Source organism: Herbaspirillum sp. GCM10030257 (assembly GCF_042666555.1).
In the GTDB taxonomy this organism is placed as follows: domain Bacteria; phylum Pseudomonadota; class Gammaproteobacteria; order Burkholderiales; family Burkholderiaceae_D; genus Noviherbaspirillum.
Window position 1 is genome coordinate 164,565 of the sequence record NZ_JBHTDH010000002.1, and the last position, 16,928, is coordinate 181,492.

At 56.6% G+C, this 16,928-nt stretch carries 14 protein-coding genes; 12 read left to right on the forward strand and 2 right to left on the reverse strand.

The window, feature by feature from the left end:
- Nucleotides 1-140: 140 nt before the first annotated feature.
- From pheT to ACFQUU_RS03360, 12 genes are all read left to right on the forward strand, one after another.
- A complete protein-coding gene (gene pheT, locus ACFQUU_RS03305; protein WP_382242603.1) occupies nucleotides 141-2,567 on the forward strand; it encodes a phenylalanine--tRNA ligase subunit beta in 2,427 nt (808 codons plus the stop codon).
- Between the two features lie 38 nt (nucleotides 2,568-2,605).
- Nucleotides 2,606-3,019, forward strand: coding sequence for an integration host factor subunit alpha (locus ACFQUU_RS03310; protein ID WP_382242606.1), 414 nt, complete (start codon nucleotides 2,606-2,608; stop codon nucleotides 3,017-3,019).
- Between the two features lie 17 nt (nucleotides 3,020-3,036).
- Nucleotides 3,037-3,444: a MerR family transcriptional regulator gene (locus tag ACFQUU_RS03315; RefSeq protein WP_382242609.1), complete on the forward strand. Its 408-nt coding sequence runs from the start codon at nucleotides 3,037-3,039 to the stop codon at nucleotides 3,442-3,444.
- Between the two features lie 641 nt (nucleotides 3,445-4,085).
- A complete protein-coding gene (locus ACFQUU_RS03320) occupies nucleotides 4,086-5,525 on the forward strand; it encodes a sigma-54 interaction domain-containing protein (RefSeq protein ID WP_382242612.1) in 1,440 nt (479 codons plus the stop codon).
- A gap of 273 nt (nucleotides 5,526-5,798) precedes the next feature.
- On the forward strand, nucleotides 5,799-6,536 hold the full coding sequence (gene fabG, locus ACFQUU_RS03325; protein WP_382242615.1) for a 3-oxoacyl-[acyl-carrier-protein] reductase: 738 nt from the start codon (nucleotides 5,799-5,801) through the stop codon (nucleotides 6,534-6,536).
- A gap of 250 nt (nucleotides 6,537-6,786) precedes the next feature.
- On the forward strand, nucleotides 6,787-8,916 hold the full coding sequence (locus ACFQUU_RS03330) for a 3-hydroxybutyrate oligomer hydrolase family protein (protein ID WP_382242618.1): 2,130 nt from the start codon (nucleotides 6,787-6,789) through the stop codon (nucleotides 8,914-8,916).
- 260 nt (nucleotides 8,917-9,176) lie between these two features.
- Complete coding sequence (locus ACFQUU_RS03335) at nucleotides 9,177-9,950, forward strand: ABC transporter ATP-binding protein (RefSeq protein ID WP_382242620.1); 774 nt, start codon at nucleotides 9,177-9,179, stop codon at nucleotides 9,948-9,950.
- A complete protein-coding gene (locus ACFQUU_RS03340; RefSeq protein ID WP_382242623.1) occupies nucleotides 9,950-10,660 on the forward strand; it encodes an ABC transporter ATP-binding protein in 711 nt (236 codons plus the stop codon). Before ACFQUU_RS03335 ends, ACFQUU_RS03340 begins: the two co-directional genes overlap by 1 nt.
- A gap of 51 nt (nucleotides 10,661-10,711) precedes the next feature.
- A complete protein-coding gene (locus tag ACFQUU_RS03345) occupies nucleotides 10,712-11,926 on the forward strand; it encodes an ABC transporter substrate-binding protein (RefSeq protein ID WP_382242626.1) in 1,215 nt (404 codons plus the stop codon).
- 260 nt (nucleotides 11,927-12,186) lie between these two features.
- On the forward strand, nucleotides 12,187-13,071 hold the full coding sequence (locus ACFQUU_RS03350) for a branched-chain amino acid ABC transporter permease (protein ID WP_382242629.1): 885 nt from the start codon (nucleotides 12,187-12,189) through the stop codon (nucleotides 13,069-13,071).
- Nucleotides 13,072-13,198: 127 nt separating this feature from the next.
- The gene (locus tag ACFQUU_RS03355) at nucleotides 13,199-14,212 is read left to right on the forward strand and encodes a branched-chain amino acid ABC transporter permease (protein ID WP_382242631.1); all 1,014 of its coding nucleotides are present in this window, start codon (nucleotides 13,199-13,201) and stop codon (nucleotides 14,210-14,212) included.
- Between the two features lie 4 nt (nucleotides 14,213-14,216).
- Complete coding sequence (locus tag ACFQUU_RS03360) at nucleotides 14,217-15,356, forward strand: ABC transporter substrate-binding protein (protein WP_382242634.1); 1,140 nt, start codon at nucleotides 14,217-14,219, stop codon at nucleotides 15,354-15,356.
- 174 nt (nucleotides 15,357-15,530) lie between these two features.
- Here the strand turns inward: ACFQUU_RS03360 and ACFQUU_RS03365 are convergent, their stop codons facing one another.
- Together ACFQUU_RS03365 and ACFQUU_RS03370 are read right to left on the reverse strand one after the other, a co-directional pair.
- Nucleotides 15,531-16,670 carry an erythromycin esterase family protein gene (locus ACFQUU_RS03365; RefSeq protein ID WP_382242636.1) on the reverse strand — a complete coding sequence of 380 codons (1,140 nt, stop codon included), beginning with the start codon at nucleotides 16,668-16,670 and terminating at the stop codon, nucleotides 15,531-15,533.
- Nucleotides 16,671-16,729: 59 nt separating this feature from the next.
- Nucleotides 16,730-16,921, reverse strand: a complete 192-nt coding sequence (locus ACFQUU_RS03370; RefSeq protein WP_382242639.1) for a hypothetical protein — start codon at nucleotides 16,919-16,921, stop codon at nucleotides 16,730-16,732.
- Between the last annotated feature and the right edge of the window lie 7 nt (nucleotides 16,922-16,928).

Consider the following 16,928-nt stretch of genomic DNA (forward strand, 5'->3'; position numbering starts at 1 on the left):
GCAACTTCCTCTCTCGCTTGGTGGGAGAGTTCAGGCGCTGCACACCAATACCGGTCGAGTGTCGACAAGTGCAGTGCCCGATCCTTCCTGCGATGGAAGGGAGCACGAATACCGTAATTCAGAATACCTGAAGGCTTACTATGCAATTCTCCGAAAGCTGGCTCCGTACCCTGGTTGATCCGAAAATGACATCGGATGCGCTGTCGCATATGCTGACTATGTCCGGCCTCGAAGTGGAAGAGGTCGAGCCCGTGGCACCACCGTTTTCCAATGTCGTTGTCGCTCGTGTCGTCGAAGTGGCCAAGCACCCGAATGCCGACCGTCTCAACGTTTGTCAGGTCGACGCCGGCACTGGCACGCTGCTCAACATCGTCTGCGGCGCACCGAACGTGCGCGCCGGCCTGAAGGTCGCCTGTGCAATGGCAGGTGCCAAACTGCCGCCTGGCGACGACGGCAAATCCTTCGAAATCAAGGTCGGACAACTGCGTGGCGTCGAGTCGCAGGGCATGCTGTGCTCAGCGCGTGAACTCAAGCTTTCGGAAGAAAATGCCGGCTTGCTCGAACTGCCGGACGACGCCCCGGTAGGCCAGAATTTCCGTGACTACTATCAGCTCAATGATCTGAAATTCACGATCAAGCTCACGCCTAACAAGGCGGACTGCCTGTCTGTGCTCGGTGTCGCGCGCGAAGTGTCGGCCCTGACCGGCGCACCGCTGCGCGCGCCGACCTACAAGGCGGTTGAGCCGAACACGGACGAGAAGCTTCCAGTCAAGATTTCTGCGCCGGACCTGTGTGGTCGTTTCAGCGGCCGCATCATTCGCGGCCTGAATGCGCGCGCGCAGACGCCGGACTGGATGAAGCGTCGCCTCGAACGTAGCGGACAGCGGCCCATTTCCGCGCTGGTCGACATTTCCAATTACGTCATGCTGGAACTGGGACGACCCAGCCACGTGTTCGACCTCGACAAGATTCACGGCGGTCTCGATGTGCGCTGGGGCAAGCCGGGTGAATCGCTCAAGCTGTTGAACGGCAATACCGTTGAAGTCGACAGCTGGGTCGGTGTGATTGCCGATGACAAGGAGATCGAATCGCTGGCCGGCATTATGGGTGGCGATTCAACTGCTGTTTCGCTCGATACGCAGAATATCTACCTTGAAGCGGCGTTCTGGTGGCCTCAGGCGATACAAGGCCGCGCACGCCGCTACAACTTTTCCACCGATGCCGCACATCGATTCGAACGCGGCGTCGACTATGCAACCACCGTTGAAGACATCGAACGGATTACCGCGCTGATCGTGGAAATCTGCGGTGGCAAGGATACCGTTGTCGGCCCGGTTGATGACCACGTCGTCAATCTGCCGCAGCGCAAGCCGGTAACCGTACGTACCGCGCGCGCGGTAAAAGTGATCGGCGTGCCGCTGAATGACGAGCAGATCGCCGATATTTTCACGCGCCTCAATTTACAGTTCAGGCAGGAACCCGGTGCGTTCACCGTGACACCGCCGTCATACCGCTTCGATATCGAAATCGAAGAGGATCTGATTGAAGAAATCGCACGTGTCTACGGCTTTGAGAACATTCCTGCACTGGCGCCGGTTGCGGCCAACACCATGCGCATCGCGCCGGAAAACCGCCGTTCCCTATTTGCGATCCGCCGTCAGCTCGCCGATGCGGACTATCAGGAAGTCGTCAACTTCAGCTTTGTCGAGGAAAGCTGGGAAGCGGATTTTGCCGCGAATGCCAATCCGATCAAGCTGCTCAATCCCATCGCAAGCCAGATGAGCGTCATGCGCTCCTCGCTGGTAGGCAGCCTGGTCGCCAATGTTCGCTATAACCTGAACCGTAAGCTCAATCGTGTCCGCGTATTCGAGATCGGTGCGGTTTACCTGCGCAACGCCGCCACACAAGACGGCGCCTTGACTGTTGCCGGCTACGATCAGCCCAAGCGGGTTGCTGCGATGGCCTATGGGCAGGTGGCTGAAGAGCAGTGGGGCCTGCCAAGCCGCAATGTCGATTACTTCGATATCAAGGCTGACCTTGAGGCCCTGTTCGCGCCCAAAAAGCTGAGCTTTGCGAAAGCCGAACATCCCGCGTTGCATCCGGGGCGTTCCGCGCAAGTGCTGCTTGAAGGCACGGTTATCGGTTTCATTGGCGAGTTGCATCCGCGCTGGCAGCAAAAGTACGACTTGCCGCTGGCACCGGTCGTCTTTGAAGTGGACGCGTCTGCATTGCAGACCCGCGATATCCCGGCCTATGAGGAAATTTCCAAATTCCCGGCGGTGACGCGAGACATCGCTGTCGTTGTAAAACAATCGGTTTCAGCACAGGCGCTGCTCGACACTTTCATTGCCGAGCAGAAATCCAACCCGGCATGTGCTATCATGCAAGCCATTGTTTTATTTGATGAATATCGAGGAAAGGGCTTGGAAAATGACGAAAAAAGTCTTGCTTTCCGGTTCACCTTGCAAGATACTCAAACTACCCTGCAGGACGACAAAGTTGACGCCGCGATGACGGCTTTCATCACCGCTGTGGAAAAGATGCATGGCGCACGATTGCGCACATGAACGGGTTCGAACTTAGCAGGGCAGGGACGACAACCACTATGAATGACGTGAACTCAGCCGAATTTCAATCCGTCTTGGCCGCCGACCTCAATCGTGCTATGCAAGAGGCGAAAGCGCGTACCCAGGCTGAAAAAGAGTTGCCGACGCTGACCAAGGCCGAGCTTGCCGAACTGCTGTTCGAGCAAGTCGGCTTGAACAAGCGCGAAGCGAAGGACATGGTCGAGACCTTTTTCGATGAAATTCGCAATGCGCTGGAACGTGGCGAGGCTGTCAAGCTGTCGGGGTTCGGCAATTTCCAGTTGCGGGACAAACCGCAACGCCCGGGGCGCAACCCGAAGACCGGCGAAGAGATTCCTATCACGGCACGACGGGTCGTTACCTTCCATGCAAGCCAGAAGCTCAAGGGTATGGTGGAAGACGCCAGCCATAAGCCACTCGCACGCGTAGCCTGATATAAGCTTCCTGACCCATGAACGAGCGTGCGAACAAGTCTGATGCCATAGTACTGCCGCCGATTCCGGCAAAGCGTTACTTCACCATCGGCGAGGTCAGCGACCTATGCGGCGTGAAGCCGCATGTGCTGCGTTACTGGGAACAGGAATTTACCCAGCTCAAGCCGGTCAAGCGGCGCGGAAATCGCCGCTATTATCAGCATCATGAAGTGCTGCTGATCCGGCGTATTCGTGAGCTGCTGTATGAACAGGGTTTTACCATCAGTGGCGCGCGTAACAAGCTCGATACGCGTATGGCGAATGCCAGCGTCAGTGGTAACGGCGCGGGCGAGGAAGATTTGGCTGCCGGCCTGCCACCGCTTGAAATGAATACAGTGAGTTTACGCCACGAATTATCGGAAATTCTTGCTTTGTTGAAACGTTAGGTTTTGGCTATTGCCGAGTCAAGTTAAGCCAAGTCAGAATTGATTAAAAAGGAGCCGCAATTGCGGCTCCTTTGCTTTGTCATTCCCATTACTGTTCGCAAAACATGAATTAGTGTGTCGATAGACGGCCAATAAATTTTCCTGGCCTCCTCATCGCAGCACAGAAAAGTTACAGCACAAAATTGGGTGCCAGTAATCAAGCATAGCGCAACGGTTCCATCCCTGTCGTGGTGGAAGGTTGGAATTGTCGTATGCAGATTGGGCGCAAGTCTACAGAGACACAATCTCAGTATCACGTCGGTGCAGGTCAGACTTCCAAAATGCTTAAACATCCTGCCCGCAATGAAATCAACAGCCTGTTTAATTTAAGCCTGAGTACTAAAACGACTATCTCCGCATAACCCGTTTGGGTACTTTTAAAACCGCACCATCCGTCAAATTACTATTGCCATTAAAAGCGTGCACGGCACGCTACAAATCTACCTCCACCTAGTAAAACTGCGTACTCTCAATACGCCTTGATGTCTCTATAATCAGGTACGTACGTGTACCAGCGTAGTGCACGGCAATCGACGACATGTCAGGTATCCGAAGCCCGGATTGGCAAGCCGTTGTCCTCATGGATCATGGATGGAGATTAAATGAAAACGTCTGTTGCCGCTTCCTGGGACGTTGACAGTATCCTGCGTGTGGGCATGGAGTCGCTGCTCGACTTGTTCGACGATTCCTGCGAAGGTACGATGGCAGTCGATGACCATGGCCGTATCGCGTGGATTAACGACAAGTACGCTGCCTTCCTCGGTCTGAAAACTCCCGAATCCGCCCTCGGCAAACCGGTCGAAGAAGTGATTCCCAATAGCCGGATGCGCGAGGTCGTCACGACCGGCAAGCCCATCCTGCTCGACATCATGATGATTCGCGACCAGCCCCTGGTCGTGATGCGTATCCCTCTCAAGGACGATTCGGGCAAGATTGTCGGCGCGCTTGGCTTTGCGCTCTATGACCGCCTGCAGCGACTTAAGCCGCTTGTATCCAAGTTCGCCGAATTGCAGTGGGCACTAGCCAATACCCAGAAAGAACTCGCGCAACTGCGCCATACCAAGTATTCGATTTCCAGCTTTGTCGGCGTCAGTCCGGTGTCGCTAGAGCTCAAGCATCGCGCACGTCGCGCGGCACAACTTGACACGACCGTTCTGCTGCTGGGCGAGACAGGCACCGGCAAGGAGCTATTGGCGCACGGTATCCATGCCGCTTCAGGCAGGGCAGGAAAGCCCTTCGTCGGCATTAATATCGCCGCAGTTCCCGAATCTCTGCTGGAAGCCGAATTCTTTGGCGTGGCGCCGGGTGCCTACACGGGCGCCGACCGGAAGGGCCGCGAAGGCAAATTCAAGATCGCGGACGGGGGCACGCTGTTCCTCGATGAAGTCGGCGACATGCCGCTGCAGGTGCAAGCCAAGCTGCTGCGGGTATTGCAGGAGCAGGAAATCGAACCGCTCGGCTCCAACACCATTACCAAGGTCGACGTGCGCGTGATTGCCGCCACCAGTCACGACCTGAAGCAACAGGTCGCCGATGGCAAGTTCCGGTCCGACCTGTTCTATCGTCTCAATGTGTTACCCATCGTGTTGCCGCCGCTACGTGAGCGGGTTGCCGATCTCGATGCCTTGTGTGAACACCTGCTGGAGCAGATTGCCAGCCGTACCGGCATGCCACAGCGTGAACTGACGCCAGATGCACGCGCTTTCCTCGCGTCCTACCGCTGGCCAGGGAACGTGCGCGAGCTACGTAACGCTCTTGAACAAGCCGGCATGCTTACCGATAGCATTACCTTGTCGGCAGAAGATTTTTCGACCATTCTGACGATCGATGCCACGCATCCGATGCAAGCTGAAAAAGAAACGACGCCCGCTCCAGCCGAAATCCGGCCGCTCGCCGAGACCGTGGGAGAGGTAGAGCGTAACCTGATTAAGGCAGCGCTTGCCAACACCAACGGAAACAAGGCCTTGGCCGCTCGGATGTTAGGGATTTCACGTGCCACGCTATATCAAAAGATTGAGGACTATCAATTGGTGTCTGATTAACAGACACCTGTCCGGGAAGTGAACACATTTTAAAGTCCTTATAATTCAATGACATAACAAGATATAAGCAAAATGTGTATGTTGTTCATACACATTTCCCTCCCGGCAAAGACCTTTCCGCCCTCCAGAGTAAGCCAGCATTTCACAATCTCATTAATAATCAATAACTTAGCATCCATGGCATGACAATTGCCATATGGCTTTGTACGCCGGTGGAGCGGCCAATAAAAATAAACATCGCTTCACTGTTTTCGACGCTGCTATGGAGGCACAGTGCGACTCACAAATAAGGTAGCCCTGATTACAGGCGCAAGCAGGGGCATCGGCAAAGCGACTGCCCTGAAGTTTGCAAAAGAGGGTGCAAAGGTCGTGGTTTGCGACCTGGACGATGCCGTCGCTGAAACCGTCGCCCAGATCCGTTTGCAGGGCGGCTCCGCCATCGGGTTCACTGTCGACGTTACCAAGGCCGAGAGCATCGAAGCGATGGTGAGCGGCGCGCTGACAACCTACGGGCAGATTGATGTACTGGTCAACAATGCCGGTATCGTCGCCGACGCTCAACTCAAGAAGATGACCGACGATCAGTTCGACAAGGTCATCGACGTCAATCTGAAGGGCACTTACAACTGCACCAAGGCCGTGGTGGACGCGATGATCGAACGCAAGGGCGGCGTGGTCCTGAACGCCTCGTCCATCGTCGGCATTTATGGCAACTTCGGCCAGACCAACTATGCGGCAAGCAAGTTCGGCGTGATCGGCATGGCCAAGACCTGGGCGCGCGAACTGGGCAAGCACAACATCCGTGTCAATGCGGTGTGCCCCGGCTTTATCGAAACGACGATTCTTAAATCCATGCCGGAAAAGGTTATTCGCGCATTGGAAGAACGCGTTCCACTGGGTCGTCTCGGCAAGCCGGAAGAGATTGCCAACACCTTCGCCTTTCTCGCATCCGATGAAGCAAGTTACATCAATGGCGCAGTCATCGAAGTCTGCGGCGGCATGACTTTATAAAAGGCGAGGCGGCCGAGCCGAACGCAGAGACAACAGCAGAAGAACGTTGGCGCCGGCAGTGCTGGATAAATTTGTAGTAGCCGTAGAAATAAGAGTAATCGTAATAGCGGCAGTAGTGGCAGTAGTGGCAGTAGTGGCAGTAGTGGCAGTAACGGCAATAACAGCAGTAGCGGACGTGCAGCAGATTGTTCCAACTAAAAACAATGATTTCCGGCCAAAGATAGGCGGATAACTACCAGGAGCGAGACACATGGCAACACGCACTACACTCGGTTTAACCTCAGTCATTGCGGCCGGCCTTCTTGCCGGATGCGGCGGTTCGGATGATCCTCCCGAGGATCTCAACCTCAAGCCGAGCTATCTCGGTACGATTCAGAAAGCTACCTACGACGGTGTCAGCAACGACTTGCTTACCGCAGGCCTGGGCAGGGCCGGTCTGCAGGCCGCAGCGCCGGCGTTTGCCGATCCGGCCAATCCGACGATTGCCGAGCTGCGTCGCAATGCCATCCATTCAAATTACCGCGCGCTGGTCGACCCTAGTACCAATGGCGGCTTCGGCACACTGTATGGCCCCAACATCGACAACGCCGGCAACGCCACACTCGGCGAAGGCAAGATCGCCGGCGATGAATACATCGCTTATGCAGATGACGGCACCGGACAGGTGAATGTCACGCTGATGGTCCAGATCCCGGCCGGCTTCGACAAGGCCAATCCCTGCATCGTTACCGCGACCTCCTCAGGTTCGCGCGGCGTGTATGGTGCGATCGGCACGGCAGGCGACTGGGGTCTCAAGCAGAATTGCGCAGTTGCCTACAGCGACAAGGGCAGCGGCATGGGCTTTCATAACTTGCAGTCCAACACCATCAATATGATGAACGGCGAGCGCGCCAACGCCGTCGCCGCTGGCAAGAATTCCAGCTTCACCGCCAATCTGACCGCTGCGGAACTCGCTGCATTCAATGCCGCAACGCCGAACCGGTTCGCGATCAAGCAGGCGCATTCGCAGCAGAATTCCGAAAAGGATTGGGGCAAGTACACACTGCAGGCGGTCGAATTTGCCTTCTATGCACTGAACGAAAAATTTGGTGACGTTGCGCGTAACGGCACCAGCCGACTCAATACCATCACGCCAGCCAAGACACTCGTAATTGCGTCGAGCGCATCCAATGGCGGCGGGGCGGCAATCCTCGCGGCCGAGCAGGACACAAAGGGCCTGATCGATGGCGTAGCGGTATCCGAACCGGTCACTGAAGTGGCGCTAAACCCGGCGTTGACAATCAAGCGCGGCAACACCACAGTCAGCCGCGCCGGTCTCGGACTGTATGACACCATCACCATCGGCAACCTGTATCAGGCGTGCGCGGCGCTGTCATCCTCGCTGACCGCCTCGCCGCTACTGGCTGCTGTCAGCCCGACGCTGGCCGCCAATCGCTGCGCATCGCTCAAGGCGAAGAATCTGCTGACCTCCACGACACTCGCGGCACAGGCCGATGAATCGCTGCAGAAGCTGCGTGAAGCAGGTTATGAAAGCGATAGCGATCTACTGCATGCCAGCCACTTTGGCACGTATCAGATCCTGGCACCGTTCTACGCCAACATGTACGGCAAGTTCAGCGTCAAGGATAACCTTTGCGGTTACAGCTTTGCGCCTGTAACCGCAACCGGTGCGCTGACCACGCTGACAGCGACGCAGGAAGCCCAGTTGTTTGCGGCAGCCAATGGTACGCCGAGCGGTGGCCTTGGCCTGATCAACAATAACTCGATCGGTGGTCCAATTGGTGATTCGTTCTCGGTGTCGCCGTCGACCAATGTCGCCGACTACAACATCGATGGCGCGATCTGCCTGCGGAATCTGGCAACCGGCACCGACGTCACCACCGGCCAGCCATTGACCGGTCAGGCACTGATCAACTCGCAGCGTGTTCGTGCTGGCATGGCTGAAGTCCTGCGTAGCGGCAACCTGCGTGGCAAGCCAGCCATCATCGTTCATGGTCGCAACGACGCACTGATCCCAGTGAATCACAACTCGCGTGCCTACTTCACCGCCAATAAGGCAGCTGAAGGAGCGGCCAGCAAGTTGTCGTACATCGAGATCACCAATGCGAACCACTTCGATGCCTTCCTTGGCTTCCCGGGTTACGACACACGCTTGATCCCGATCCACCGCTATCACATCCAGGCGATGAACATGATGTACGCCCATCTGAAGGCAGGTGCTGCACTGCCGCCTAGCCAGGTCGTGCGTACCGTGCCACGCGGAGGTACAGCAGGTGCGGCGCCGGCGATCACCGCAGCCAACGTGCCGCCTATCCAGGCTGCGCCGATTGCGACGAATCAGATCACCTTCGCCAACAACACCACGACTATCCCGGAATAAGTCGGGCCAAGTTTCCTGAAGGAGAGAACAGGCTCCTTCCCCTTGGCAGGGGCGCCCGGCGAGGGGGAAGGCTGGGATGGGGGTGAGTGTGTCAAGTACCTACTGGACTCTCAATAGGTAAAAGCAGCACTAGCAGGATCAGCAATACCAGCAATACCGCCCCGGCATCACGCCGGGGCAATCCCGATGCAGATCCCGCATCGGGCCGCGCAACGCGGACTAAGGGACAACGAATTCGGCAGCAACAGTGGAGAAAATGGATGGCAAGCGAAGTCATACTCGAAACGCGAAACCTGACCAAGGGGTTCAAGGGATTCATCGCGGTGAACGACGTCAATTTCAAGGTCAAGCGCGGCTCTATCCACGCATTGATCGGACCAAACGGTGCAGGGAAGACCACCTTCTTCAACCTGTTGACAAAATTTCTGACGCCGACCGCAGGGTCCATCCTGTATAACGGCGACGACATCACGTCGCTGGCGCCGGAACAGATCGCGCATCGCGGTGTGATCCGCTCATTCCAGATCTCTGCGGTTTTCCCACACCTGACCGTGCTGGAAAACGTGCGTATCGGCCTGCAGCGCGCACTCGGCACTTCCTTCCATTTCTGGAAGAGCGAGCAGACGCTGAATCGCCTCAATGACCGTGCAATGCAATTGCTCGCTGAAGTCGACCTGGAAGGATTTGCCAGCACCATGACAGTCGACCTGCCATACGGCCGCAAGCGCGCACTCGAGATTGCGACCACGCTGGCCATGGAGCCGGAACTGATGCTGCTCGACGAGCCGACACAGGGCATGGGCCATGAAGACGTGCATCGTGTCACCGAGCTGATCAAAAAGGTATCCGCAGGCCGCACCATCCTCATGGTGGAACACAACATGAGCGTGGTCGCAGGCATCTGCGACAAGATCTCCGTCCTGCAGCGCGGCTCCTTGCTGGCGGAAGGCACATATCAGGAAGTATCGAGCAATCCGCAAGTCATGGAAGCCTACATGGGCACCACGTCGGGCGAACTGGAAGGAGCGCACTAATGGCGACCGCAGCACTGGAAATCCGCAACCTGAAAGCCTGGTACGGCGAGTCGCACATTCTGCACGACGTCAACCTGGAGGTGAAACCGGGCGAAGTTGTCACGCTGCTTGGCCGTAACGGCGCGGGCCGTACCACGACGCTGCGCGCGATCATGGGACTGACCGGCACGCGCAAGGGTTCGATCAAGATCAACGGCGAAGAATCGATCGGACTGGCGACGCACAAGGTGGCGCACCTCGGCGTTGGTTACTGCCCGGAAGAGCGCGGCATTTTTTCGTCGCTGTCCGCCGAAGAAAACCTCTTGCTGCCGCCGATGGTGAGCAAGTCATCGAAGGGCATGTCGGTCAAGGAAATCTACGAGATTTTCCCCAACCTGGAAGAACGCCGCTCAAGCCAGGGAACCCGCCTGTCGGGCGGTGAACAACAGATGCTGGCCGTCGCGCGCATTCTGCGCACCGGCGCCAAGCTCTTGCTGCTCGATGAAATATCCGAAGGCCTCGCACCTGTCATCGTGCAGGCGCTGGCGCGCATGATCACCATGCTCAAGGCCAAGGGCTACACCATCGTGATGGTGGAACAGAATTTCCGCTTCGCTGCACCGTTGGCGGATCGGTTTTACGTGATGGAGCACGGGCACATCGTCGAGTCCTTTGCCGCATCCGAACTGGAGTCGAAGATGTCCGTGCTCAATGAGCTGCTGGGTGTCTGATCAAAGACTCAACAACGCTGTAGCAACACTACCTATAACAGAGGAGAAGTAATGAAACTCAAAGCAAAAGTGATGACTCTCGCAGTCGCAACCGCATTTACCGCCGGCTTCGGCAGCGCCGCTTCCGCGCAGGTATCGGGCGACGTCATCAAGATCGGCCTGCTGACCGACATGTCCGGTGTCTACGCCGACGTCGACGGTCCAGCGGGTGCGGAAGCCGTCAAGATGGCAATCGCCGACGCTGGCGGCAACATCAACGGCAAGAAGATTGAGTTCGTCGTTGCCGACCACCAGAACAAGGCTGACATCGCTGCATCAAAGGCACGTGAATGGTTCGACCAGCAAGGCGTTGACATGCTGATCGGCGGCACTAACTCCGGTGCAAACCTGGCCATGGCCAAAGTCGCAGCCGAAAAGAAAAAGGTATTCTTCTCGGTTGGCGCCGGCACAGCCCGCCTGACCAATGAAGATTGCACACCTTACACCGTGCATTATGCCTACGACACCATTGCACTGGCACGCGGCACCGGCAGTGCGCTCGTCAAGCAGGGTGGCAAGGACTGGTACTTCCTGACAGCCGACTATGCTTTCGGTGCATCGCTGGAAAAAGATACCGCTGACGTCGTCAAGGCATCGGGCGGCAAGGTTCTGGGAGCGGTCAAGCATCCGCTGTCTGCTTCGGATTTCTCCTCCTTCCTGTTGCAGGCGCAAGCATCCAAGGCACAGATCCTCGGTCTGGCCAATGCCGGCGGCGATACCATCAACGCCATCAAGGCAGCCAACGAGTTCGGCGTGACCAAGAACACCAAGCTGGCTGGCCTGCTGATGTTCATCACCGACATCCATTCGCTCGGCCTGAACCTGACTCAGGGCATGTACCTGACAGACGGCTGGTACTGGGACCAGAATGCCGACAGCCGCGCATGGTCGAAGAAGTTCTTCGACAAGATCAAGCGCATGCCGACCATGCTGCACGCCGCGGACTACTCGGTCACTTCCCAATACCTGGCTGCCGTCAAAGCCGCTGGTACTGATGACAGCGACAAGGTCATGGCAAAGCTGAAGAGCACCAAGATCAACGACATGTTCGCCAAGAACGGCGTGATCCGTCCGGACGGCCGCATGGTGCACGACATGTACCTGATGGAAGTCAAGAAGCAGTCCGAGTCCAAGTACCCATGGGATTACTACAAGGTCGTGCAAACGATCCCTGGTGACCAGGCCTACGCCACCAAGGCGGAATCCAAGTGCTCGCTCTGGAAGTAAGCCACTGAAGTTATTGCCCGGACATCGCTCGCGCATCGCTTAGTCAGATTTTAGCGAATCCTCTCGAAGACCGGGTCCTGTATCTCGCTCGATGTAGTCGTGTTGGTCCGTTTCCTCTCGCGGGGGAAGGCTGGTGTGCCGGGCAGGGTGTCCGAACCTTCCTGAGCCGATTGTATGGACGCCTTGTTCGCCATACCAGCCTTCCCCTGCATCAGGAGGAAAGCCGACATCTTCTGTATCGGCCAATTTTCTTATCGACTATGGAAATCTTCGGCATCCCCCTGCAGGCAATGTTGAGTCAGCTTTTGCTCGGCCTGGTCAACGGTTCGTTTTACGCGATGTTGTCGCTTGGCCTCGCCGTCATTTTCGGCTTGCTCAATGTGATCAATTTTGCACACGGCGCGCTGTACATGATGGGCGCATTCCTTGCCTGGATGGGCTTGACCTATCTTGGCCTTAACTACTGGGTGATGCTGATCGCCGCCCCAATCCTGGTCGGCCTGTTTGGCATCGTCATTGAAAAGACCATGCTGCGCTGGCTTTATAAGCTGGACCATTTATATGGCCTGCTGCTGACCTTCGGCATCACGCTGATGCTGGAAGGACTCTTCCGCTCGTTCTATGGCGTCTCCGGCCAGCCGTATTCGGTACCGGACGTCCTGATGGGTGCGACCAATCTCGGCTTCATGATCCTGCCAAATTACCGTGCATGGGTCGTGGTGGCTTCCATCATCGTGTGTTTCGCAACCTGGTTCGTGATCGAGAAAACCAAGCTCGGTGCATATCTGCGTGCCGGCACCGAAAACCCCAAGCTGGTCGAAGCCTTTGGTATCAACGTGCCGCTGATGGTGACAGCCACCTATGGCTTCGGCGTCGCACTCGCCGCATTTGCCGGCGTGCTGGCCGCACCGGTGATTCAGGTGTCGCCGCTGATGGGTTCGAACCTGATCATCGTCGTGTTTGCAGTGGTCGTGATCGGCGGCATGGGTTCCATCATGGGCTCCATCCTTACCGGCCTTGGCCTGGGCATTATCGAGGGCCTGACCCGCGTGTTCTATCCGGAGTTGTCGGCGACCGTCGTCTTCATCATCATGGCGATCGTGTTGATGATTCGTCCGGCCGGCCTGTTCGGCAAGGAAAAGTAAAGCTCCCGCATCCGGTTGCCCACGCGCTGTCTTCCCGAACGCGGCGTGACAGGCAGCCGGCCTCGATGCGAATAATGCGTAGCAATTGTGTGCTGTTCGGAATGACAGGTTTAAAAAGGTCGTAACTATGAACAAGAAACTCGGATATGCGATTGCGCTGGCGGTGGCGGTAGCAGCTCCCTTCGTCGTCTACCCGGTATTCCTGATGAAGGTCCTGTGCTTCGCGCTGTTTGCGTGCGCTTTCAACCTGCTGATTGGTTTTACCGGTCTGCTTTCCTTCGGTCACGCTGCCTTCTTCGGCATGGCAGGCTATGTGGCGGGCCACGCACTGAAGGTGATGGGCTTGCCCTTCGAACTCGGCATCATCGCGGGCGTGGCCGTCGCTGCGCTGATCGGTTTACTCATGGGCAGCCTGGCGATTCGCCGTCAGGGCATCTACTTCACGATGATCACGCTGGCGCTGGCACAGATGCTGTACTTTGTTTGCCTGCAGGCGCCGTTCACAGGTGGTGAAGACGGATTGCAGGGCGTGCCGCGTGGCAACCTGCTCGGTATTGTCGATCTGTCCAGCGACATGACCATGTACTTTGTTGTACTGGCCATTGCGATCGCCGGCTATGCCCTGATCGTGCGTACCGTGCACTCGCCATTCGGCCAGGTACTCAAAGCCATCAAGGAAAATGAGCCGCGCGCCATTTCGCTCGGCTATGACGTCGACAAATACAAATTGCTGGCCTTTGTTTTGTCCGGTGCGCTGGCTGGTCTTGCAGGCGCAACCAAGACTGTCGTGCTTGGCTTTGAAACACTGACTGACGTGCACTGGTCGATGTCCGGCCTGGTCGTACTGATGACTCTCGTCGGCGGCCTCGGTACGCTGACCGGTCCTATCGTCGGTGCCATCGTTATCATTGCACTCGAGAACAAGCTCGGCGACCTCGGTAATTTCCTGGCTGGCGTGTCGGGCATCGAATGGTTCAGGTCAATTGGTGAATCGGTCACCATCGTCACCGGTTTTATCTTCATCGTCTGCGTGCTGGCTTTCCGGCGCGGCATCGTTGGCGAACTCGTCGAATTTGCGAAGAAACGCAAGCCATCGCAGGCTCGCCTGCATACAACAGCGGTTAAAACAATGGAGGGATGACATCATGGGGCCACTTCGCTGGGTACGGTTGGCAGCAGCAGCTAGTGCAGCAATGTTTGCAATCAGCGCTTCGGGCGCGGATGACATCGTCATCGGGCAGGTGGCTCCATTGAGCGGCGTATTGGCCGACACCGGGAAAGACATGGTGTTGGGAGCAAAGGTCTATTTTGATCATATCAACGATCAAGGCGGGATCCATGGCAAGCGCATCCGTCACGTCGTCAAGGATGACGGCTACAAGGTCGAGGAAACCGTCAGGCTCACGCGTGAAGTCATCAACAAGGATGGTGCACTCGCCCTGATCGGCTTTGCCGGTACCGGAAACGTCGGCGAACTGCTCAAGCAGAAGGTTCTGGAAGAAGCCAATATTGCACTGGTGGCGCCGTACACCGGGGGGGAAGTGCTGCGTACGCCGTTCAATCCCTACATCTTCCATATTCGCGCCGGTTATGCGGATGAAGCGGAAGGCATCGTCGACCAGCTCATCATGCTGAACATGAAGCGCATCGGCGTGATGTACCAGGACGATCCCTTCGGCAAAGCGGGACTGGCCGGTGTCGAGGCCGCACTTAAAAAGCGGGGCCTTGAGATTGTCGGTACTGGTCCCTATGAAAAGAATACCGACAACGTGACCCACGCCGTTCAGGAAATCGCAAAAGCAAATCCGCAGGCGGTAGTCATGATTTCTGTAAACAAGAGCACAGCGGCGTTCAGCAAACAGATTCGCGCGGTGTCAACCGTGGCGCAGCTGGTGAATATATCCGTGGTCAATCCGAAGGAAATCAGCCGCCTGATCGGCCCCGAAAGCGCGCGTGGTATTGGTGTGGCGCAGGTGATGCCTTACCCCTATTCGGCGACGGTAGGCATCGTTAAGGAATATCAGCAAGCCATGAAGAAATATGCGCCCGCTGGCGCTGAGCTGTCGTACACCAGCTTTGAAGAATTTGTCGGCGCCAAGGTGCTGGTAGAGGGGTTGAAGCGGGCCGGACCAGGGGCCAGTCGAGAGAAGGTGATCCGTGCGCTGGAGACCTTGAATCCGTTTGATACCGGTGGCTTTACGGTGCGTTTTTCATCAAACAACCGTATTGGCTCCAGGTTTGTGGAGATTACGGTGATCGGCAAGGATGGACGGTTGCTGCGCTGAGCCGATCGCTCCTCGACATTGTGCAATTTGAAGTAGAGCTTTAGTAGTGGCTGTAGTCTTAGATTAGTCGTAGTGGTTGTAGTTGTTTTGTCCCCAGCAGTTTTAAGGGCCACGCATGCGTGGCCCTTTTTTTATTGCTTTGCCGTGTTGCCAGTCATCACCGGGCGACTGACGTCATATCCCGGTCGGATAAGTTTCCGGTGCCTCATCATGATGCGCTGCGATTACCGCTTCAAGCGGACGCAGGGCGCTCGTCGTGTCCACATGAATCACCGCATCAAACTGCTTCGGCAGACAAGCATAAAAATAATGACTCATCCTTTCGCTGGCAGGCAGGTAGAGCACACCGATGGCACGTTCAAGGCGACGCACTTCCAATAGCTCGGATACATAACGACGACCGCGCAGAGGAAGGTAGAAATTCCCAATGCCTGTGTCGTGCAAGATCCGTTCATAACTTTCCGCATGAGATGGGCGCACCGATTTTTTCTCGGCTGGACCATCCCATTCGGACGCCGCCGTGACAGTGCCGTCGTGCGTCGTAAAGCCAAGCAAAAATGTCTTGTCGCGCCCGTGACGCTGCCGCATCAGCTGACCGAGATTATGCTGGCCATGCTCACCCATTTCCGTTGCGCTTGCATCGCCGAGGTGGGAGTTATGCGCCCACACCACAAGCTTCGCTTCTCGCTTGTTGCTGTTTTGCAGGTGTTCACGCAGGGCATCCAGGGTGTCGGCCATATGCGTGTCGCGCAAGTTCCAGGACTCATCATGACCAAGAAACATGGTCCGGTAATACGCTTCGGCGTTTCGGGCGACACGTGCGTTTTGCTGCGCATAAAAAAGTTCGTCGACATCCGCTGGGTTATCGCCGGCAACCAGATGGCTAGCCTCGGTCGTCATCGCCACTAGCTGTCGCACGACTTCTTCTTCGCAGTCCTTTTTCATGCCGAAGGTCGCCGCATAGCCATAGCGTTGCGGGTTCTCCGCAAGATGGTCAAAGCAGCCGTAGCGTGCGCGCGCCTGCTTTGCCGCTTCAGGATCGACCTGCGACAGGTAGTGCACCACCGCTTGCATTGAGCTGCGCAGACTGTACAGGTCCAGACCATAGAACCCAACGCGGCCGTCGCACTCGCTTCGGTGCTGATTCTCCTGACGCAACCAGTTGACCAGTTCAACGATCTCGGTATTGCGCCACATCCATTGCGGAAATCGTTCAAAGCCCTGCAAAGCTTCCCGCGCACTCATGCTTGCCCGTTTCGTCTGATCGGCAACGACGGACGGCGACGTTCCCGAGCCGCGTATGTAACGGCTCACGCGCAAGGCGTCCGGCCAGTCGGCTTCGACGGCAATCGCATCGAAGTTTTTCTCGGTGATCAGCTTTTTAGTGATTTCCGCCCGGATACGATAGAACTCATACGATAGAACTCTTGCGTGCCGTGTGTGGCTTCGCCGAGCAGCACGATGGAAGCATCGCCAATGTCAGCAACGATGCGATCAATACTGTCAGTCCGGTCCAAGGAAATCGCTTCGCGCTGAAGCGCTTCAATGATTGAACGATCAGACATGGTACAC

What these genes read in the sequence shown, in the direction of transcription:
- ACFQUU_RS03350 (WP_382242629.1), top strand. Translation starts at nt 12,187, where the DNA reads ATGGAAATCTTCGGCATCCCCCTGCAGGCAATGTTGAGTCAGCTTTTG.
- ACFQUU_RS03360 (WP_382242634.1), top strand. Translation starts at nt 14,217, where the DNA reads ATGGGGCCACTTCGCTGGGTACGGTTGGCAGCAGCAGCTAGTGCAGCA.
- ACFQUU_RS03345 (WP_382242626.1), top strand. Translation starts at nt 10,712, where the DNA reads ATGAAACTCAAAGCAAAAGTGATGACTCTCGCAGTCGCAACCGCATTT.
- ACFQUU_RS03355 (WP_382242631.1), top strand. Translation starts at nt 13,199, where the DNA reads ATGAACAAGAAACTCGGATATGCGATTGCGCTGGCGGTGGCGGTAGCA.
- ACFQUU_RS03330 (WP_382242618.1), top strand. Translation starts at nt 6,787, where the DNA reads ATGGCAACACGCACTACACTCGGTTTAACCTCAGTCATTGCGGCCGGC.
- ACFQUU_RS03370 (WP_382242639.1), bottom strand. Translation starts at nt 16,921, where the DNA reads ATGTCTGATCGTTCAATCATTGAAGCGCTTCAGCGCGAAGCGATTTCC.
- ACFQUU_RS03310 (WP_382242606.1), top strand. Translation starts at nt 2,606, where the DNA reads ATGAATGACGTGAACTCAGCCGAATTTCAATCCGTCTTGGCCGCCGAC.
- ACFQUU_RS03320 (WP_382242612.1), top strand. Translation starts at nt 4,086, where the DNA reads ATGAAAACGTCTGTTGCCGCTTCCTGGGACGTTGACAGTATCCTGCGT.
- pheT (WP_382242603.1), top strand. Translation starts at nt 141, where the DNA reads ATGCAATTCTCCGAAAGCTGGCTCCGTACCCTGGTTGATCCGAAAATG.
- ACFQUU_RS03335 (WP_382242620.1), top strand. Translation starts at nt 9,177, where the DNA reads ATGGCAAGCGAAGTCATACTCGAAACGCGAAACCTGACCAAGGGGTTC.
- ACFQUU_RS03340 (WP_382242623.1), top strand. Translation starts at nt 9,950, where the DNA reads ATGGCGACCGCAGCACTGGAAATCCGCAACCTGAAAGCCTGGTACGGC.
- ACFQUU_RS03315 (WP_382242609.1), top strand. Translation starts at nt 3,037, where the DNA reads ATGAACGAGCGTGCGAACAAGTCTGATGCCATAGTACTGCCGCCGATT.